The sequence below is a fragment of the Microcoleus sp. A6-C6 genome (assembly GCF_036705955.1).
In the GTDB taxonomy this organism is placed as follows: domain Bacteria; phylum Cyanobacteriota; class Cyanobacteriia; order Cyanobacteriales; family Microcoleaceae; genus Microcoleus.
On record NZ_JAUBVR010000067.1, the window covers coordinates 1 to 19,758 of the forward strand.

General features: G+C 46.2%; 17 protein-coding genes and 1 pseudogene. 14 read left to right on the top strand and 4 right to left on the bottom strand.

Annotated elements, in window-relative coordinates:
* From QUB52_RS22215 to QUB52_RS22230, 4 genes and pseudogenes are all read right to left on the bottom strand, one after another.
* Nucleotides 1-239 (bottom strand): annotated as a pseudogene (locus QUB52_RS22215) (RNA-guided endonuclease TnpB family protein); the annotation flags it as partial.
* A gap of 469 nt (nt 240-708) precedes the next feature.
* Entirely contained in the window at nt 709-936 is a 228-nt protein-coding gene (gene patX, locus QUB52_RS22220) for a heterocyst-inhibiting protein PatX (RefSeq protein WP_332969596.1), read from the bottom strand.
* A gap of 399 nt (nt 937-1,335) precedes the next feature.
* Nucleotides 1,336-1,587, bottom strand: a complete 252-nt coding sequence (patX, locus tag QUB52_RS22225; protein ID WP_332973728.1) for a heterocyst-inhibiting protein PatX — start codon at nt 1,585-1,587, stop codon at nt 1,336-1,338.
* A gap of 104 nt (nt 1,588-1,691) precedes the next feature.
* Entirely contained in the window at nt 1,692-3,590 is a 1,899-nt protein-coding gene (locus QUB52_RS22230) for an FAD-dependent oxidoreductase (protein WP_332973729.1), read from the bottom strand.
* A 303-nt stretch (nt 3,591-3,893) separates the two neighbouring features.
* On the opposite strand from QUB52_RS22230, the gene cysC reads away from it, so the two are divergent.
* The 14 genes from cysC to QUB52_RS22300 all read left to right on the top strand — a co-directional run bounded on the left by cysC (nt 3,894) and on the right by QUB52_RS22300 (nt 19,506).
* On the top strand, nt 3,894-4,418 hold the full coding sequence (cysC, locus tag QUB52_RS22235; RefSeq protein ID WP_332969600.1) for an adenylyl-sulfate kinase: 525 nt from the start codon (nt 3,894-3,896) through the stop codon (nt 4,416-4,418).
* 37 nt (nt 4,419-4,455) lie between these two features.
* A complete protein-coding gene (locus QUB52_RS22240; protein WP_442923194.1) occupies nt 4,456-6,183 on the top strand; it encodes an SLBB domain-containing protein in 1,728 nt (575 codons plus the stop codon).
* A gap of 140 nt (nt 6,184-6,323) precedes the next feature.
* Entirely contained in the window at nt 6,324-8,651 is a 2,328-nt protein-coding gene (locus QUB52_RS22245; protein ID WP_332969602.1) for a GumC family protein, read from the top strand.
* A 537-nt stretch (nt 8,652-9,188) separates the two neighbouring features.
* Nucleotides 9,189-10,556, top strand: a complete 1,368-nt coding sequence (locus tag QUB52_RS22250; protein ID WP_265236634.1) for an NAD-dependent succinate-semialdehyde dehydrogenase — start codon at nt 9,189-9,191, stop codon at nt 10,554-10,556.
* A 139-nt stretch (nt 10,557-10,695) separates the two neighbouring features.
* A complete protein-coding gene (locus QUB52_RS22255; RefSeq protein WP_265236633.1) occupies nt 10,696-12,333 on the top strand; it encodes an acetolactate synthase large subunit in 1,638 nt (545 codons plus the stop codon).
* 283 nt (nt 12,334-12,616) lie between these two features.
* The gene (rpmH, locus tag QUB52_RS22260; RefSeq protein ID WP_006632320.1) at nt 12,617-12,754 is read left to right on the top strand and encodes a 50S ribosomal protein L34; all 138 of its coding nucleotides are present in this window, start codon (nt 12,617-12,619) and stop codon (nt 12,752-12,754) included.
* A 42-nt stretch (nt 12,755-12,796) separates the two neighbouring features.
* Complete coding sequence (rnpA, locus tag QUB52_RS22265; RefSeq protein WP_265236627.1) at nt 12,797-13,201, top strand: ribonuclease P protein component; 405 nt, start codon at nt 12,797-12,799, stop codon at nt 13,199-13,201.
* Entirely contained in the window at nt 13,173-13,565 is a 393-nt protein-coding gene (locus QUB52_RS22270; RefSeq protein ID WP_265236625.1) for a PH domain-containing protein, read from the top strand. The genes rnpA and QUB52_RS22270 overlap by 29 nt, the downstream gene beginning before the upstream one ends.
* Nucleotides 13,566-13,768: 203 nt before the next feature.
* Nucleotides 13,769-14,917, top strand: a complete 1,149-nt coding sequence (gene yidC, locus QUB52_RS22275) for a membrane protein insertase YidC (protein ID WP_265236623.1) — start codon at nt 13,769-13,771, stop codon at nt 14,915-14,917.
* A gap of 11 nt (nt 14,918-14,928) precedes the next feature.
* Entirely contained in the window at nt 14,929-15,402 is a 474-nt protein-coding gene (locus QUB52_RS22280; protein ID WP_265236621.1) for a Jag family protein, read from the top strand.
* A gap of 216 nt (nt 15,403-15,618) precedes the next feature.
* On the top strand, nt 15,619-16,131 hold the full coding sequence (locus tag QUB52_RS22285; RefSeq protein WP_265236619.1) for a YceD family protein: 513 nt from the start codon (nt 15,619-15,621) through the stop codon (nt 16,129-16,131).
* Nucleotides 16,132-16,491: 360 nt separating this feature from the next.
* On the top strand, nt 16,492-18,000 hold the full coding sequence (locus QUB52_RS22290) for an AAA family ATPase (protein WP_265236617.1): 1,509 nt from the start codon (nt 16,492-16,494) through the stop codon (nt 17,998-18,000).
* Between the two features lie 311 nt (nt 18,001-18,311).
* Nucleotides 18,312-18,788: an SH3 domain-containing protein gene (locus tag QUB52_RS22295; RefSeq protein ID WP_265236616.1), complete on the top strand. Its 477-nt coding sequence runs from the start codon at nt 18,312-18,314 to the stop codon at nt 18,786-18,788.
* 541 nt (nt 18,789-19,329) lie between these two features.
* The gene (locus QUB52_RS22300; protein WP_265236614.1) at nt 19,330-19,506 is read left to right on the top strand and encodes a hypothetical protein; all 177 of its coding nucleotides are present in this window, start codon (nt 19,330-19,332) and stop codon (nt 19,504-19,506) included.
* The last annotated feature ends 252 nt before the right edge of the window (nt 19,507-19,758 follow it).

The window sequence follows — 19,758 nt, forward strand, 5'->3', positions numbered from 1 at the left end:
ATGGGTGTTGAAGGCAGTGACTTAGCAACCATCGATTTAGAAATTGACGGTTCAAAAGATAAGTCGAATTTTCCTGTTAGCAGTTTTCCCGTTTTAAAAAATGTCTGACGAGCGAAATAAACAGCGCTATTGTATAGCTTGCCCGATTGCCGACAGAGATACTGCAACACTGCTTCAACTTCTTTGGTGGGAGCCAGCAATACCTGTTGTACTCCCATTGCTTTTTTGATTTTAGCCACCCCTTTTTCCTAAAAAATTAATTGATTTATTTAGTTTAGAGGAATATTGTGGACAAGTCAAGTTACGACAACACAATTTTATTTAGTAGTGAAGTCGTTAAGAAATATATAGAATATCCACACCATTGTGCTAACTAAGAAAGACACGGGGACTGAAGTCCCCCGCGTCGCTTTCCTCTCAGGACTAAAGTCGCGCTCGTTTCCCGCTTCCCGTATTATTTTTATGAGAGCGTTTTCAATAAAAAACCGCCACCTACTAGAATTTATCTCTAAGTAGATGGCAGGTTGCAGTTTATATTGTGACATTTATTACGAAAAAAATCTCCTACGGAGTATCAATAAAAAGTGCAGTTGCCTGATCAACCTGACCAACTATAAATCCCAGAAAATCAGATCGACAGGGGCGATGTCAAACCAGCCTCGAAATAAGAAATAAGTCTGTTGCGGAACGAGCTTTCTGGCAATGCGATTAAAATTCTTGTTGTAGCTGAGTGTCAGCGCTGGGCCCCATAAAATCGTACCGTCCGCTGCCTCTGCGGGGAGCGCGATCTCCTCTTTGTTGAGTTTGCGCTGACAACATATATTGAGCGGTGGAAGTTTCTAGCTGTTCGACTGGGGATTCTATGGATAGAGCGCAGGTAGCACTCAAGCTAAGGCCCAACAGACTGAGTAAAGCAATTGCAGTGTAGTTTTTCATGGGTAGTATCCGTGGAGCGTGTCTATTTAGAGATACGGACTTTCCCCTTGCTAATCAGGATTGATTTCCCTGAAATTGCCAGACTATCCCAAAAACATGATGCGAGAATTATTTAACTTGTCAAATTGTGTCACCCACAATAAATTTTAGTTGCCTACATTGATAGGTAAAATGTATCTCCAGCCTGGAACAGACAAAACCGCCAAATATCGCAAGAGTAAATCCCTTGATAGATGGCGGTTGCAGCTCGATCTGCTATTATTTTTAACACACAAAAAATATCCTAATAACTGTCAACAAGAAGTGTAGTTGCCAGATGAACGTGACCAACTAGAATCCCAGAAAATCAGAGCGACACGGGCGGGCGAAACCCACTCATTTGCAGAACTTCCTTTCGTCCTATGCCATTAAAATGCTGGTATTTGACATACTCCCAATTTTTTGGTAAATATCTGTCTGAGCAAACTCTCTGCGTCCGCTGCCTCTTTCGGGAGAACGATCGCCTTTTTGTGATTGAGTTGGCGCTAAAACAATATAATGAGCGATGGTAATTTCGAGCAGTTCGATTAGAGATTCAACAGCTCTCTGGGCGCTGGCACTAAAGGTAATGCCCAACAGGCTCAGTAAAGCAATTGCAGTGTAGGTGTGCATGGGTAGTATCCGTGTCAGTGTCTATAACCTGATACAGACTTCCCCCCATCCGTCAGGATAAATTTCTGGCAATTTTCGGAACTTTGCAAAAAACCTCACCCCTTCTATGCTACTCCTGTCGCCAGTAGCCAAGCACCAGAAAAATTCAGCCTGCCCCATACCGTCAGAGGCTTTTCGGTTTCGCAACTCTCTAAAAATCTGTCGGTTTCCCAGTCCAAAGTCACGAGTTGCCAAGTTTGATCGGCTAAGGATGCGGGACTTGTCAGCCTCAGTGTCCAGTCTTGTGGGCCCAGACGGCGGAAAATTCCCGAAAATTCGCTCTCGGTATTTGCTGTTTTACTGGGCGGATTTACGTATAAACCGGGTTCAAATACAGAACTTTCCTTGAGAAACGGGGTTTCTCCATAGTTTTTGACTGACAAAGGACATTCGCCGCTGGCGGGATATGCTTGAGGTCGATCGAGATAATAGCGTTGCCAATCGAGCCAGTCCGATCGCTCCCGTGTCAAATTAAATAAAGGAACAACCGCCGCCCTAGCCAAAGCATCTTGCAGCAAAGCCTCCTGCAACACCCTCACCGGCAAATCCCGCGGCTGACATCCCGATTCCGCACACAAAGCCGCCGCCATCCCCGCCGCCTGTCCGATATTCATCACTAAAGGTTGCAAGCGAGTTGCACCGTTGGCGATGTGAGAGACGGAAATATTTTTTTCGCAGACTAGCAATCCGTCTGTACTCGCAGGAATTAGCGCACTGTAGGGAATTGTAAAGGTCGTTCCAGTCCAGCGGCCGCCCCAGCGGATAGATTTTGGCTGCAAGGGAATGTCACCACTGGGATAATGATGGTCATTGGCGTAGTTGCCGATCGCAATTGTCTCGCAAATTCCCTCACAATCGATCGGCAATTTCGCAACTCTCCCGCCGACAATCGGCAAAATATCTTGTTCTCTGACTGTACTTATTCCTCGCAAACGGCGGCTTTCTCGGTAGTAAGGATGTAAGGCGAAGGATGAAGGAAGAGGGAAGAAGGAAGAAGGAAGAGGGGAGAAGGAAGAAGAAACAAGGGGAGAAGTTTGTGGATTTTCGCTCTGGGAAATGGGGAAAATGTTTTGTGCTAAACCGTAGCGGCGGCCGAGTTGCATTTGAATGCAGCGGGCGAAACTTTGGCTGTGCCAGAGACTTTCTTGGAGGAATTCTTGTCGAGATGTTTCAGATCCAATTAGTCGATCGACTCCTTCACCATAATCATTACCACGAATCGGCCAATTAATCATCAACAATCCCCCCGGCAGTCGGCCGTAATTGAGAAATTGTTCAGGAGTGTAATCTTTCCAAGCATCGGAAAATCGATCGGGATTGTCAACAGGCGGCGCGGGAATTTCTGGCCGGGCCACACCAGCCCCAAAATCCTGCATAATTGCCACCCAAGTCGGAGCTTGCACCGAATAACGCTTTGTGAGATCGTTAGAGGCGATCGGCGCGCTGGGTTCTCCCCACTCAGCTTGGAATTCCCAACCCCAGCGGTGTCCAACCTCCCCTAAAGCCAGCAAATCTCCCAATTCCGTTGCATCCAAAGTGATTTTCGCCGAAACCGTAAAATCTGCAAACCGAACTCCAGAAATGCGATCGCCTTCCCATAGCACATCTTGAGGTTTTTGTCCAGAAATCCACTGCAAGTTCGGTAAACACTTAACCCAATCAGCAAAAATTTCCGCACCGATGCGGGGATCGTAAGTAAAAAAACTGACCCAGCCCCAATCCAAACCTCCCGGCTGTCGCTGCTGGAGTTCCCGGAGAAACGCGCCCCACAAACCAGTTTGAAAAGCTGCTAATTCATTGCCGTCCGGGGCAGAAACACCAGCCGAAGTCAGCATTCCTCCCAGCCAGGGGAATTCGCTCACCAAAATAGTTTTGGCACCGCGGCGGGCTGCTTGCACGGCGGCTGCTGTACCACCGGTGCCGCCACCGACTACCAAAACATCTGCTTTTAAGGTTGGGGACATGGGGAATAGGATTTTAGATTTTAGATTTTAGATTTTAGATTGCCAAAGACTCCTTCAGGTAATACAGGATAGATGTTAGGCATGGGCGTTAGCAAACATATTTTAAGATTGCCTATTTCTCCTCTTCCCTCGAACCTGGGAATCTGTGTCCTCTGTGTCCTCTGTGTCCTCTGCGGTTCATAAAAAAAATTAGTTGTGGGAGACAGATAAAATTAAAAAGCATCGGAAAGTAGGGAACTCGCACAGTAAAGTCCTGCGTCATGTAATTTCCCCGACTATTCACTAATCACCAAGCAATTGAAAATGGAAAAAGGTTTTATTTTGTGGTTCACCGGGCTGAGTGGTTCCGGTAAAACAACTATCAGCAAAGCTCTCGAACCCGAATTGAAGGCTCTAGGCTGCAAAGTTGAAATCTTGGATGGAGATGTCGTTCGCACCAACTTGTCAAAAGGTTTGGGATTTAGCAAGGAAGACCGAGATACTAATATTCGGCGGATTGGATTTGTCGCGAACCTGTTGAGCCGCAATGGAATTGTGGCAATTACGGCAGCGATTAGCCCCTACAGAGCCATTCGTGATGAAATTAGGGCGATCGAGCCAAATTTTGTTGAGGTGTATGTCAAAGCGCCTTTAGAAGTGTGCGAAGCCCGTGATGTCAAGGGGCTGTACGCTAAGGCCAGAGCAGGAGAAATTAAGGGCTTTACGGGCATTGACGATGCTTATGAAGAACCCCTGAATCCTGAGATCATTTGTTACACAGAGCCGGAAAGTATCGAAGACTGTGTTAAACAAATTCTGAGCAAGTTAGAAGAGTTGGGTTACATTTGAGATTGGCGGGGTAGGAACAGGATAGGGGCAAACAGCGATGGTGGTGAAAAGTTCTTCGCGCGGGGTGCAACTTGATAAAAAATCTCAGCCTTCGGCCTCCTTCGCGGACAGGGAAAGGAGAGAAGTTCTCCCCTATCTTCGCAGGAAAGGGTCTGAGGGAGACGTTTTGAGCAAAAGTGGCAAGCTGGGTTATCGGGCAAGTAATGCTGTCAAAAATTTAATTTTCCAAAGTTTAACCGTGTCAGTGCTGGCGGCGGCTGTGGGCTCATCTCCGGCGGCGGCCCAGTTTTTGCCTCCTCCTCCTCCTCCTGCTTCGGGTTCTCCCCTTCCTGTACCGGTACCCGCAGCGCCGGGATTTTCGACATCTCCGGCAAATGCGCCTTCAAGTATACGATCGGAAGTTTACACTTTGGGCGCGGGCGATCGCATTCAAATGGACATCTTCAACGTCCCAGAATACAGCGGCCCCAACGGTCAACACCAAATACAAGCCGACGGTTCCCTGAGTTTGCCGTTAATTGGCAGCCTGGGAGTGGCTGGGATGACCTTAGAACAAGCTTCTAATGCTGTGAAAGATCGATACGGCAAATACCTCAAACGTCCTTGGATTACTCTCAAACTGCTAGCTGCGCGGCCTTTGCAAATTGCGATCGCAGGCGAAATCAATCGCCCCGGAGCCTATACAATATCCTCAGCAGCAGGCCCCGGAGGCACATCAGAGCAAATCGGGACTCAAATGCCCACGATATCGCGAGCTCTGCGACTGGCGGGCGGCATTACCCAGTCAGCAGACGTGCGGCAAATCAAAATCCGCCGCCCCCAGCGCAACGCACCGGAACAAATTATTAGTGTGGATTTGTGGGAATTATTGCAAAACGGCGATTTGCGCGCCGATATGACTTTGCGCGACGGCGATACGATATTTATTCCCACTGTCACTAGCCTCAACCGCCAAGAAGCACCGACTTTAGCAGTAGCTAACATTACCGGCCAAAGCACTCAACCAATTAATATTGCTGTGGTGGGCGAAGTAACTCGCCCCGGTACTTATACTTTGGCAAAAGAGGTGCAAACTAGGGTACAAGAGAATGAAATGGGTGCAGATTCTGGTTTGTTTGCTGCTCAGGAAACTCCCGGCGGGGAAACAGTTTTGCAGCAAACTGTAACTAGGGCTATTAAAATGGCGGGCGGCATTACGCCGGTAGCTGATATCAGACAAATACAAGTTCGTCGCCTGACGCGGGCGGGTACGGAACAAATTATTAATGTGAATTTGTGGCAACTTTTGGAAGCGGGAGATGTATCGCAAGATTTAGCGCTGCAACAGGGAGATACGGTAATTGTTCCCAAAGCCGAAAATCTCAATACACTCGAAGGTGCACAAGTTGCTAATTCTAATTTTTCACCGGATACGATTAAGGTGAGCATTGTGGGAGAAGTCGTGAAACCTGGAGCATTTGCGCTGGGGCCGAACACTTCTTTAAATCAAGCACTGGTAGCAGCGGGAGGTTTTAATAAATCGCGGGCAGAAATGGATTCGGTGGATTTAATTCGCCTCAATCCTAACGGCACTGTTTCACGCCTAACTGTTAAGGTTAATTTTTCGGCAACCGCCAATGAGGAAACTAATCCCAAATTGCAAAATAATGATGTAATTATGGTAAGGCGATCGGGCCGCGCTGCATTCTCGGATAATGTAGGCGGGACTCTCGCTCCTTTCAGCCCGCTATTGGGAATATTCCGATTGTTTAACATTTTTCGGTGATTTGAATAGACTAGCGCTAAGACCTCAGAAACCCGGTTTCTACAAAAAATTTCGGTTTGGTAACGATATATGTAGAAATCAACCGGGTTGATGAAACCACGCCGTACAGACGTTTAAAATGATCAGTTGTAGTAAAAAAAATGAAACCAGATAAAAATTCTCAGTTAGCACTGTTTAATCACAATAAAAAAGCAGCAAAAACGCCAAAAATATCTTCTGTACTTGATCAAGATGATATTTTTTTATACCGGGAACAAAGAGAGGCAGAACCCCTAGGTTTTTGGGAAGTTAGCCGCAGTCGATCGCTCTTAGTGATCGCCGTCGCAGCCGCAGTGACTACCGGGGTTTTTGCCTGGACGCTTAATCAAAAAAGCGAGTACGAAGGACGCTTTCAATTATTAGTAGAACCCGCAGTTACGCAAAACAGTTTAGCAAAAATCTACTCCGGCGAACTAAAACTGCAACCAGGGAATCCCGCGACGCCAGAAAGTCCAGCTTTTGACTACGAATCGCAAATTCAAGTTTTGAAAAGCCCGCAAGTAATGTCGCCAATTATTAAACAGTTGCGGGCTAAATACCCAGAAATAAATTACAACTACCTGTTGAACCAAAAAGCCGATAATTTGCCGTTTGATCAGGAAACCAAGCTGTCAATTAATCGGTTCAAGAATACCAAAATTATCGAAGTTAGATATCGGGATTATGATCCGAAAAAAATTCAGTTTGTTTTGGAAAAAGTTGCACTAGGCTACCGCAACTACAGCGTGCAAGATACCAGAACTCAAATTAGTCAGAGTCTGGATTTTGTGAAATCGCAAATTCCCAACCAGCAAAAGCGCCAACAAGCTCTGCAAAACGAAATTCAAAAATTGCGGCAGCAGTACAATTTCATCGATCCGCAAATTCAAACCCAACAACTCGCACAACAAATCACTCAACTTCAATCGCAACGATTGGACGCTCAAACGCAACTAAATCAGCAGAATTTTCTCTACTCTAACCTGCAAAACCAGCTAGGATTGAACCAAAAACAAGCGCTGATGGCTTCGGCTCTAAGTCAAGCACCTCGCTATCAAGGAATGCTGACTCAATTGCAGCAACTAGAAGGGCAAATTGCGATTAATTCGGCTACGTTTACCGATCAAACTCCGCAAATGCAATTGTTGCGAGAACAGCAGAAAAACCTGATTCCTTTGTTGAAAAAAGAAGCTGAACAGGTTTTAGGAACGGATTTAGGTAAGGTGAATTCCCAAGTGCTGGCTTTTCAAGATCCGGTGCGGATTAAGTTAATCGAAAAGTTTATTGATACCGCTAATTCTATTCAGGTGCTGGGAGTGCGGAATCAAGTTTTGGAACAAGCTACTAAGCAGTTGAATCAATACTCTCAAGGATTCCCGGTGATTTTGCGGCGCTATGGAGATTTGCAGCGGGAGTCGGAGTTGACGAATAATACACTGAATAGTTTGTTGGCAAAACAGCAAACTTTGCAGCTTGAAGCTGTGGGTAAAAAAGAGGTGGCTTGGGAAGTTATTGCTAAGCCGGAAATTCCGCGCTACAAAAATGGCGAGTTGATGGCTGTTGCTCCGATTATGCCTTTGAATTTGGCTTTGGGGGGATTAGTTGGTCTAGTTTTCGGTATGTTGGCGGCGCAGTTGGCGGAACGGTTTAATAATAAAACTGTATTCCAGACTCCAGAGGATGTCAAACATTCGATTCGCCTGCCTTTGTTGGGGGTAATTCCTGCTAGTGATAAAATTTTGAGACTTCCGCCTGCGGAGACAACTACGATTGATGTGGGAAGTTCGCCGGTACCGACGGATGCTTTTCAAGAAGCTTTTCGATCGCTCAATGCTAATATTCGGTTGCTAAACGTTGATACTCCGATCAATTCTTGTGTAATTACGTCTTGTCAAGTGGCTGATGGTAAGTCTACTGTGGCAGTAAATCTGGCGCGGGCGGCGGCTGCAATGGGCCAGCAAGTGCTGTTGGTGGATGCGGATTTACGCAGGCCACAGGTGCACGAAATGCTCGGTTTGCCCAACTGGCAAGGCTTGCACAATGTGATTGCTGAGGATTTGGATGTGCAAGAGGTGATTTTGCGATCGCCCCGCGATGAAAACCTGTTTGTGTTAACATCAGGCCCGGTTCCTCCCGATCCGACAAAGGTGCTTTCTTCCCGAAAAATGCAGCATTTAATGGCTGCTTTGGCAAGTCATTTTGACTTGGTTATTTACGATACTGCACCGCTTTTGGGTTTGGCGGATGCGAATTTGTTGGCGGCTCATACTAACGGATTGATGCTGGTGGTGGGGCTGAATCAAACTGAGCGGGAGGCGCTGTTGTTGGCTTTTGAGGATTTGAAAATGGCGGGGATTCCGCTGTTGGGAATGGTAGCGAATAATGATAAGGGCAGCAGGTATTACTATCAGTCTTACGTGCAGAATTACATTGAGGAAAAGTCGGTTTAGGAGATAGGACGTACGGTTGAAACCGCGTCTACACACACGAAGCAGACGGCGGTTGAAACCGCGTCTACACACCGAAGCAGACGGCGGTTGAAACCGCGTCTACACACACGAAGTCCGCCTCCGCGGACTGAATAAAATAACGTAATAACTGGTTCCCAGGCTAAGAGCGAAAGGAATCGAGATTCTTATGCTCTGCCTCGCTTAGGAAAATGGAAATCGAGGCAGAGCCTCCGGATCTGCGTTACTTTCGCTCTTGGCCTGGTAACGAGTAATAGATGATCAAGGTTCGATCGCCATTCTGCAAAGGTATTCGATCGCAAACATAAACTTTAAAAACAAAATTTCTTAAGATTTGTGATTAATACCTTGCACTATAATGAAAAGTTGAGAGATTTAAACACATCCCGGCACTTACAAGTTAGCAAAACCTAAAAGTATGGCTGGTAAATCCAAATTTTGCAATACATCAATACGACTCCCTATGCTAGCTTAAAAACTAGAATAGAGTTTTGTATTTTTTGAAATGGAGATGAAACAATGGCTATTGCTACTATCAACCCGGCAACGGGAGAAACGCTGAAAACTTTCGAGCCGATCGCCGATGAGGCCATTGAAGCTAAGCTGGAATTAGCACAGCAAGCTTTTAACAAGTACCGCTACCTGCCGTTTGAGCAGCGATCAATCTGGATGCAGAAAGCTGCGGATATCTTGGAGCGCGATCGCGAAATTTACGCCGAAATGATGACGCTGGAAATGGGTAAAACGCTCAAATCGGCGATCGGCGAAATAGAAAAATGCGCCTTAGTTTGCCGCTACTACGCCAAAAATGCCGCTCAATTTATGGCAGACGTACCCGCAACCACCGACGCTAGCAGCAGCTTTGTCCGTTACCAACCGCTGGGGGCTATTTTAGCCGTCATGCCCTGGAATTTCCCATTTTGGCAAGTTTTTCGGTTTGCCGCACCGGCGCTGATGGCGGGCAATGTCGGCTTGCTCAAACACGCTTCCAACGTGCCGCAGTGCGCCTTAAAAATCGAAGAAATTTTCGCGGAAGCTGGCTTTCCCGAAGGAGTTTTTCAAACTTTGTTAGTGGGAGCCGACAAAGTAGCTAAGATAGTTGCGGATGATCGCATCAAAGCAGCAACTCTCACCGGTAGCGAACCAGCGGGGGAAAGTTTGGCTGCAAATGCGGGCAAAAATCTCAAAAAAGTAGTGTTGGAATTGGGAGGAAGCGACCCATTTATTGTAATGTCTAGCGCCGATTTAGAAGCAGCTTTATCAACAGCAGTCACATCGCGGATGCTGAATAACGGCCAATCTTGCATCGCCGCCAAACGCTTTATTTTAGTAGAAGAAATCGCTGACGAATTCATCAAAGGATTTATCGAAAAATTCGAGCAATTAAAAGTAGGAGATCCGATGTTGCCCGAAACCGATATCGGCCCTTTAGCTACCCCAGCAATCCTCAAAGAATTGGACAATCAAGTGCAAACCTGCATCAAATCGGGAGCAAAACTGCTGACAGGCGGCCGGCCATTGTCAGAGAATGCCGGCAATTTCTACTTACCAACTATCCTGTCAGATATTCCTGCGGATGCTGCGGCGCGCCAACAAGAATTTTTCGGCCCGGTAGCCTTAGTATTCCGGGTTGCAAGTATTGATGAGGCGATCGCCCTAGCTAACAGCACATCCTTTGGCTTGGGTGCAGCAGCTTGGACTACAGTAAGAACAGAGAGCGATCGGTTTATTTCCGAACTAGAAGCCGGCGCCGTATTCATTAACGCCTTAGTCAAATCCGACCTCAGACTGCCCTTTGGCGGCATCAAACGCTCCGGTTACGGACGCGAATTGAGCATCCAAGGAATTCACGAATTTGTCAACATCAAAACAGTGTGGGTAAAATAAACAAAATTTGATAAACTGTTCGTCAAAACATAAATTAATCTGCGTCAATCCGCGTTCATCAGCGGTTAAAATTAATTTAGTATTTTGACGAAAAGTTTGTCAAAAATCACCACTACACTTAAATAGGAAAAAAACCGAAATGAACACTGCTGAACTACTCGTAAAATGTTTAGAAAACGAAGGCGTAGAATACGTCTTCGGACTGCCTGGGGAAGAAAATTTAGAAGTTCTAGAAGCCCTAAGAAAATCTTCAATTAAATTTATTACTACTCGCCACGAACAAGGCGCGGCTTTCATGGCAGACGTTTACGGCCGCCTCACCGGCAAAGCCGGCGTTTGCTTATCCACCTTGGGCCCAGGAGCAACTAACTTAATGACAGGAGTTGCTGATGCTAACTTAGACGGCGCTCCTTTAGTAGCAATTACCGGACAAGTCGGCACAGACAGAATGCACATAGAATCGCACCAATATTTAGATTTGGTCGCTATGTTTGCACCAGTTACTAAGTGGAATGCTCAAATTGTTCGCCCCGGTACGACGCCAGAAATTGTCCGCAAAGCCTTTAAAGTTGCTCAAAGCGAAAAGCCGGGAGCAGTTCACATTGACTTGCCAGAAAACATCGCAGCAATGCCTGTGGAAGGAAATCCACTCACCAAAGACAACCGCGAAAAAACTTTTGGCGCTTACCAAAGTTTGAATAAAGCCGCTGTGGCAATTTCTAAGGCAAAAAGTCCTCTGCTTTTAGTGGGAAACGGTACGATTCGCGCTAACGCCAGCGATGCTTTGACAGAATTTGCTACTCGATTAAATATTCCGGTAGCTAATACTTTTATGGGTAAAGGTGTAATTCCTTATACTCATCCTTTGGCACTTTGGACGACGGGATTGCAAAAACGGGATTACATTAGCTGTGCTTTTGAAGAAACGGATTTAGTGATTGCTGTTGGCTATGATTTGATTGAATATTCCCCGAAAAAGTGGAATCCTGATGGCAAAATTCCGATTATTCACGTGGGAGCTCTGCCAGCAGAAGTTGACAGCAGTTATATTCCGATTGTAGAAGTTGTGGGGGATATTTCTGATTCGCTGAATGAAATTTTGCAGCGTGCCGATCGCATGGAGAAAGTAGACCCTTTTGCGAAGCAATTGCGGGCGGATATTCGCGCTGGGTACGAACAATATGCAAACGATGATGGTTTCCCGATTAAGCCGCAAAAAATTATTTACGATTTGCGGCAAGTTATGGGCCCGGAAGATATTGTGATATCTGATGTGGGTGCTCACAAAATGTGGATCGCGCGGCACTATCATTGCGATCGCCCGAATACCTGTTTAATCTCCAACGGATTTGCGGCGATGGGCATTGCTATTCCGGGCGCGGTGGCTGCAAAACTCGTTTATCCCGATCGCAAGGTAGTAGCAGCAACGGGCGACGGCGGTTTTATGATGAACTGTCAAGAGTTAGAAACTGCGTTGCGCGTCGGTACTAATTTTGTTACTCTCATCTTTAATGACGGCGGCTACGGGTTAATTGAATGGAAGCAGGAAGATCATTTTGGTCATTCAGATTTCATCAAATTTGGCAATCCCGACTTTGTGAAATTTGCCGAAAGTATGGGTTTAAAAGGCTATCGTGTGGAATCCGCCACCGATTTTATTCCTATCCTGAAGGAAGCGCTGGCTCAAGATGTCCCCTGCGTGATTGACTGCCCGGTAGACTATCGGGAAAATGCTCGTTTCAGTCAATTATCTGACGATATGAGCTGCAATATATAAGTTAGGAAACTGGCATTTTTGTGTTCGCCTAAATCAACATAGTTCAGTTACCTGAAATCCTCTGTATTTCAGGTAAAGGACACTCTTCGACAATTAATTGAGAACCGCTATAGCGTCTGCTCTTTATTTAAATTAGTTGTCTTTGTCCTTCCCTAAAAACAACAAGATTAAAGCATCATCATATCACTAATTGAAAAAATATTGCCAAGAAAACAAGTCTATGGTATACTAGAAGATTGTGAATATTAATCAAAAGTAAAGTAACAAGCCGGGAGAAATCGAAATGACACAGCAAACCCTGCACGGAACCAGCCGCAAAAGAAAAAGAACATCCGGTTTTCGCGCCAGAATGCGCACCGCCACCGGTCGATTGGTAATCAAAGCCCGTCGCAGCAAAGGTCGCCACCGCCTCGCAGTCTAGCACTGCACTGTTGGTTGAAAAGCCCGATCGCACGCAGCCGCCATGTTGCCTCCTACAAACCGACTCAAGCACCGCAAAGACTTCAGCGCCGTCTACCGCAAGGGAATGCGCCGCAACTCCGCTCATTTCAGCTTAAGAGCTCTGCGTAAACCCAAAAGCGTCGAAATCAGCAAACCGACAGCCGAGAAATCGTTGCAGCCGACTCGCACAGGCATTTCTATCAGCCTGAAAGTCAGCAAGCGCGCTGTAGTCCGCAACCGGATTAAGCGCCAGATTCGCGCTGCTTTGCGACAGCTATTGCCCCGATTAAAATTCGGGTGGGATTTAGTAATTGTCGTGCGTCCGATCGCACAAGAGTGCAATTATGCAGAAATTCTGCAAGAATTAGAGCAGTTGTTGGTAGAAGCCGAGGTACTAGATGGGAATTCGAGAGGAAGTATATTATGAAGGCGGCCCCGCGCCGGGAGACTTGATTATCAACTTACTCCTGGGGCTGACTGTCGTGGGAATCCCCCTCGCAGTAGGAGCAATTGTCCGGGCTCTGTGGCTGCGCTACCGGATCACCAGTCGCCGAGTGTCCGTAACTAGCGGTTGGATGGGGCGCGATCGCACAGATGTTATCTACTCCGATATAGTCAAAATGGTCACAGTACCTCGCGGTTTCGGGAGTTACGGAGACATGGTGCTGACAATGAAAAATGGCGGCCGCTTGGAACTCAGAGCGATGCCGAAATTTCGAGCCATGTATGACTACATTAACGAAAAACTGCCCGCAGCCGCTCAAAAAGCCAACGCGGCCAAAGCAAAATAACCGAACCGCTTTCACCCTGATTAGAGACCCAATTCAGTGCGAGTATTGGCAAACTTATTGCAAAAACCCGCAGGCCGGGCGGTCGATCGACGGGCAATGTCCTAAGATGTAGACAAAAGCCTAAAAGTTGAGGCGCCCCGTATCCAGCGGATGTAATTCGTTCTCAACAGCAAACATAGAGCACCTAAATTAACTCAAAGCGAATGGATTTTGGTATCTCGTTTCTTTCCAACAACCTCATGCTGCCGATCCTAGATTTTTTCTACGGGATCGTGCCAAGCTACGGTTTAGCGATCGTATCTCTGACGCTCGTGATTCGCTTTGCTCTTTATCCTCTCAACGCAGGCTCTCTTCGCAATATGCGACGCATGAAAGTAGCGCAGCCGTTGATGAAAGAGCGAGTAGATCAAATTCAAAAACTCTATAAAGAAAATCCTGCCAAACAGCAGGAGGAAATGAGCAAGGTATACAAAGAATTTGGCAATCCTTTAGCGGGATGCTTCCCGTTGGTGCTGCAAATGCCAGTGCTGTTTGCACTGTTTGCAACGCTCCGAGGTTCGCCGTTTTCTGACATAAATTACAGCGTCAACGTTCAAGTTTTGCCCAAAGAACAAATCGAAGCTGTTCAACCGCAAGCTTTTGCTACACCGCCCCAAAATATTTACGTCACAGGTACTTTTCATGCTCCAGTTGTGGGCGTGATTCCAGGCGGCGACAAACTCGCAGTCGGCGACACAACCAAAATTGATTTTCAAACCCCAGAGGGCAAAGCTCTCCAAGCCTTAGCGGCCGAAAAAAAGAGCGAAATTGATTTTGTTCCTAGCTGGAAAATCATCAAAGGCGAAGAATTCGTCAAGGTAGACGAACAGGGCAACATTGTGGCTTTAGCGCCCGGTGAAGCCACAGTTCAAGGCACAATCCCCGGATTGGCGACTAACAAAGGATTCCTGTTTATCGAAGCTCTCGGCCGCGTTGGCGCGATCGACCCTGACGGTAAAATCCACTGGGATATTTTGGTGATGATCCTGGGCTTCGGCATCAGTTTGTATATCAACCAAACTCTTTCGGGACAAGCACAAGGGCCAAACGACAATCCCCAACAGGCTACAATCAACAAACTGACGCCTGTCATATTTTCGGGGATGTTTTTGTTCTTCCCGCTGCCCGCTGGCGTGTTGATGTATATGCTGATTGCTAACATCTTCCAAACAGTTCAATCGTTTATTTTGTCCAAAGAACCGCTGCCCGAAAACCTCCAAAAAATCGTGGACGAAGCAGAGGCGAAAACCCAAAAAGAACAGGGATTAGATGCACTTCCCTTTGAACCCAAGCGTTCTAAGAAAAAGGCTTGATTTTAACAAAAATGAAAGAATCTCAAATGCAGGGCGGACAGCAATGGTTAGAAGAATTGCTACAACTGTCCGCAATTCCATCAAACGTGGTAAGCCAACAGCAAGATGATTGCTATTGGATGACGATCGATCAAAGTAATCTGACTCCAGAACAAATTGCGATCTTAGTCGGGCCAGACGGTAATGTACTAGATGCCATTCAGTACCTCTGCAACACGGTTGCGAACATAGCTCACGAATCAGATGAACCGATTGCTTATACAGTCGAACTGAACGGCTATCGCATCCGCCGCCAAGAGGAATTGCGATCGATGGCAGAGTACGCAGCAGAGCAAGCGCGATCGACGGGAGTTGAAGTTGAACTCAAATCGCTGTCTTCGGCAGAACGTCGCCAAGTCCACAGCTTTTTGAGCGAATGTGAGGATATAGAAACTTACAGTCAAGGACAAGATGCCGATCGGCGTTTGGTAGTGCGGCGGCGCTGACGTTCATTCAGTTGATAGTTGACAGCGACCTCTACCTAGAAGGAAGAGGATTCGAGTAATGAATAGTCTGATTTTAATTTATCCCGATCAGGCTTCCGGCTTTAAACCAATTCTTTCTGGGAAAAAAGGAAAAAGGAAAAAGGAAAAAGCCAAAAATTAGCTATTCCTTTTGACTTTTGCCTTGAGACGACGAGAATAAAACGGCAAAAGATGATTATGGAGACAATTTATATCCCTCATCTACTCACAAAAACCGAGCGGAAAGAGGTCATTGATTTTGAAGAAATTATCCCCGATTTAGAAACTCTTACTCCGGTGCGGGGGCGACTGCAAGTTACTCACCAAGGGAATTTCCTTGAGGTGAAGGCGAAAGCAGAAACAATTGTCACTCTCACCTGCCACAGATGCTTGAAACAATACAATCACCGTTTGAGACTCCAATCATCTGAAATAATTTGGCTCGAAGAAAAACCGAATCAGCATGATGCAAGTTCAGGAGAATTTGAAATTGATTTAGAAAATTTGGTGGAAAATTTGTCGCCTACCGACTCTTTTTCTCCAAGTGATTGGGTGTATCAGCAACTGTGTTTGGAACTGCCACACAAACAGCTATGCGATACTAAATGTCCGGGAATAGATTTCAATGAGGATGCAGAGACAGAAAGCTCAGAAACAATCTCTGACAGTCGCTGGGCATCTTTGGCAGCACTTAAACGGCAATTGCCTTAGTCAGTTGTCATTAGTCAGTTGTCATTAGCTAATGAGGTATTTCAGTTTTGCTTTTACACGCGAGTGCGAACGTCCCCGATCGCACTCAAACAAAAAATATTTTTACTCTCCGAAACAAATGCTTTCATAGCTACCCACTAACGAACGGTGGAATAACGAGTGCAAAAAAATAACACCACCTAGCAACCGATGACTAATAAGTAATGACGTTTCCGAGCGGGGACTAATGACTAATGACTAATGACTAATAACGGAAAACGAGCAGGGATAGCACTAATAACTAATAACTAATAACTAATAACTAATGACTACTGACTACTGACTAATGACTACTGACTACTGACTCTTGACTAATAACTAATGACTATTTTTAGCGACGAGTTTGAACTGCTGCTACGATCGCGCTACCCCCTAATTTACATTCCCACACGGGAAGAAGAGCGCGTCGAAGTGGCGATCGCCCAATGTGCCAAAAAACAAGGTGCTCGCGCCGTCTACATCTGGGATTTTGTTGACGGCTACCAAGGCAATCCCAACGATGCCGGTTTTGGCAAACGCAACCCACTACAAGCTTTAGAATTTCTCGAAAAATTGCCCGCATCCGCGCCAGCGATCTTTATTTTGCGAGACTTTCAGCGGTTTTTAGAAGATGTTTCAATTTCCCGCAAGCTGCGGAATTTGGCGAGACTCCTCAAATCGATGCCCAAAAATATTGTCATCGTATCTCCGATTACTTCGATCCCAGAAGACCTTAGCGAAGTAATCACAGTTTTGGAGTTTCCCCTGCCTGCGGCGGCGGAAATCAGAATTGAGGTGGAAAGACTGTTAGGAGCTACCGGACAAGCCATAGAAGGGCGTTTGCTGGACGAAACGGTGCGCTCCTGTCAAGGGCTGTCGATCGAACGAATTCGCCGAGTTTTGGCAAAGGCGATCGCCACCAGAGGCGAACTCCATCCCGACGACGCGGAACTAATTTTAGAAGAAAAACGCCAAACAATCCGCCAAACTCAAATTCTCGACTTTTACCCAGCCCGCGAAAACATCTCCGATATCGGCGGTTTGGACAATCTCAAAGAATGGCTGCTGCGGCGCGGCGGTGCTTTTTCCGATCGCGCCCGCCAATACGGTTTGCCACATCCCAGAGGCTTATTGTTAGTCGGAATTCAAGGAACAGGCAAATCCTTAACTGCAAAGGCGATCGCCCACCACTGGCATTTACCCTTGCTACGATTGGATGTCGGGCGCTTGTTTGCCGGGTTAGTCGGGGAATCGGAATCGCGCACCAGACAAATGATTCAGCTAGCGGAAGCTTTAGCGCCTTGCGTGCTGTGGATAGACGAGATTGACAAAGCTTTTTCGGGATTAGACGGTAAGAGCGATTCCGGGACAACCAGCCGCGTGTTCGGGACTTTTATTACTTGGTTAGGCGAAAAAACTTCGCCAGTTTTTGTCGTCGCCACAGCCAACAATATCCAGTCTTTGCCGCCGGAAATGCTGAGAAAAGGTAGGTTTGACGAAATATTTTTTGTGGGTTTGCCGAGTCAGGAGGAACGGCGGGCGATTTTTGAGGTACATTTGTTGCGGTTGCGATCGCACATCATCAAAAATTACGATTTAGAGCGCTTGGCTTACGAAACTCCCGATTTTTCAGGAGCGGAAATCGAGCAAACTTTGATTGAAGCAATGCACATTGGGTTTAGCCAAAATCGAGATTTCACCACAGATGATATTTTAGAATCAGCTAGTCAGATGGTGCCGTTGGCCAGAACAGCTCAAGAACAAATTCAGTTTCTCCAAGATTGGGCTGCTGCTGGGAAAGCTCGCCTTGCTTCCAGATACGACAGTTTGAGCCGCCGGATTCAAGGATAGTCGATCGAAGACATTGTGCAGAAAGTATTCGGCATTCGATCGAAGCTGAAATTTTCCTCCCAGAGTCTATCCCGCCCAGCCCAAATTTCCCGATTCCGTCTTCCTTCTTCCTTCTTCCTTCTTCCTTCTTCCTTCTTCCTTCTTCCTTCTTCCTGATGACTACTGACTACTGACTACTGACTACTGACTACTGACTACTGACTACTGACTACTGACTACTGACTTCTTCCGTCTTCCGTCTTCCTTCTTCCTTCTTCCTTCTTCCTTCTTCCTTCTTCCTTCTTCCTTCTTCCTTCTTCCTTTTTCAATTTATGAACAGTGTATATAGCGTCTTCAAATTTTTAGTGGGTTTTCTGCTAGCGATCGTCCTAATGGCAGGCGCTAGCGTGGCGGCTGCACTTTACTTTGCCGCTAAGCTGAGCACAACCCCCGAAAGACCGATTTTTTCCAACGACAAAACAGCAGTTCAGATTGCCGGCACTGGGGCGAAGTCAACAGGCCAGGCTAGCCCAGTTTCTACGTCTGATGATGCTGCGTCTAGCGATGCCCCGTCTCCTAAACCCCTGGAACCGGGAGCTTACCGTGCTCTGGTTACTCAGCCGATCGGCTTAATTCTGCGGGATAGTGGCAATCGAGACTCGAACCGTATTGGCGGTGTTGGTTACAAGGAAAAAGTTGTAGTTTTGGAAGATTCGCCGGACAAAGAGTGGCAGCGAATTCGGGTTGAGGATGGCAATCGCGAAGGTTGGGTGAAGGGCGGCAATACCGAAAAAGTTGAGGGCGAATAGGACTTCAGGCTCAAATTATGTCCTGCAAAATAACCATTATCGGTTTGTATTGACAACTTCAGTCCTCTGAGTTTTACTAGACTTGAATTGCCAGCATTCGCAAAATATCTGGAAAAGCATCTGCGTTAATCTGCGTTGATCTGCCTTAATCTGCACTTGGTCGATCGATCAAAAATTTATGCAATCAGTCTCATGTTAATCTCCGGCTTCAAAAATCCATTATCACATTTTATCCTAAAAGTCAAGTTAAATTTATTTACGATATTGGGAATTACAATCTGAGACGCTGAGACTGTGGGTGTGATCGCCCCAGCAAAATCCTAAATTCGACATAAAAGCCCAGCAGAGAAAGGGTTTTAATAGCTAAAACTTGACAGGGAAACGGAAAGATACATAATTTAAACTTATGTTATTAATAAGAGTATGTTAAGAAACTTAGCAAAATTTTAAGCTTAGTTGCAAAACAGAAGGGTTTCTCACCGCAGTAGAAGCAAGAGTGGTAGCTTTGATCACAAGATCTAAGTTTTAAGCCATAAAAAATATGTACGACAAACGTCCCGATCGAGATTTGGCGACTGCTGCTGTAACTGCGGCTTTAGGAGCTGGGGTGGTCACTTCTTTTGCAGTCAGTAGAGGACAAAACCCGCTGGTAGCCTTGGGAATTACTGTTTTTGCAGCGGGAGTAGCTTTGATTTGCGATCGGTTTGGCTTAATTTAAGTGAATGTCCCATTTTTACAGATTAGTTAACCAATAAAATCCCCATCCTGTTTGCAACGAGCAAGGGTGGGGATTTTTAGTCGATCGTCAATCATTAATATTTTTATATAAATAAATTAATTTTTAGCGAATAATACGCAAAAACTGTTGATTTTTTTCTCATGAAGGCTAAGATGTGGCTGCAAACTATTTTTCTGACACTCGCGTCTTGCTAAACAGCGATGCTATCTTGGTTGTTGCCTGTAATTATTT

Coding starts and splice junctions, on each gene's coding strand:
- QUB52_RS22230 (WP_332973729.1), bottom strand. CDS start 3,590: ATGTCCCCAACCTTAAAAGCAGATGTTTTGGTAGTCGGTGGCGGCACC.
- QUB52_RS22300 (WP_265236614.1), top strand. CDS start 19,330: ATGTACGACAAACGTCCCGATCGAGATTTGGCGACTGCTGCTGTAACT.
- rpmH (WP_006632320.1), top strand. CDS start 12,617: ATGACACAGCAAACCCTGCACGGAACCAGCCGCAAAAGAAAAAGAACA.
- QUB52_RS22250 (WP_265236634.1), top strand. CDS start 9,189: ATGGCTATTGCTACTATCAACCCGGCAACGGGAGAAACGCTGAAAACT.
- patX (WP_332973728.1), bottom strand. CDS start 1,587: ATGCACACCTACACTGCAATTGCTTTACTGAGCCTGTTGGGCATTACC.
- QUB52_RS22285 (WP_265236619.1), top strand. CDS start 15,619: ATGGAGACAATTTATATCCCTCATCTACTCACAAAAACCGAGCGGAAA.
- QUB52_RS22290 (WP_265236617.1), top strand. CDS start 16,492: ATGACTATTTTTAGCGACGAGTTTGAACTGCTGCTACGATCGCGCTAC.
- QUB52_RS22270 (WP_265236625.1), top strand. CDS start 13,173: ATGGGAATTCGAGAGGAAGTATATTATGAAGGCGGCCCCGCGCCGGGA.
- QUB52_RS22295 (WP_265236616.1), top strand. CDS start 18,312: ATGAACAGTGTATATAGCGTCTTCAAATTTTTAGTGGGTTTTCTGCTA.
- QUB52_RS22240 (WP_442923194.1), top strand. CDS start 4,456: ATGGTGGTGAAAAGTTCTTCGCGCGGGGTGCAACTTGATAAAAAATCT.
- yidC (WP_265236623.1), top strand. CDS start 13,769: ATGGATTTTGGTATCTCGTTTCTTTCCAACAACCTCATGCTGCCGATC.
- rnpA (WP_265236627.1), top strand. CDS start 12,797: ATGTTGCCTCCTACAAACCGACTCAAGCACCGCAAAGACTTCAGCGCC.
- QUB52_RS22255 (WP_265236633.1), top strand. CDS start 10,696: ATGAACACTGCTGAACTACTCGTAAAATGTTTAGAAAACGAAGGCGTA.
- QUB52_RS22280 (WP_265236621.1), top strand. CDS start 14,929: ATGAAAGAATCTCAAATGCAGGGCGGACAGCAATGGTTAGAAGAATTG.
- patX (WP_332969596.1), bottom strand. CDS start 936: ATGAAAAACTACACTGCAATTGCTTTACTCAGTCTGTTGGGCCTTAGC.
- cysC (WP_332969600.1), top strand. CDS start 3,894: ATGGAAAAAGGTTTTATTTTGTGGTTCACCGGGCTGAGTGGTTCCGGT.
- QUB52_RS22245 (WP_332969602.1), top strand. CDS start 6,324: ATGAAACCAGATAAAAATTCTCAGTTAGCACTGTTTAATCACAATAAA.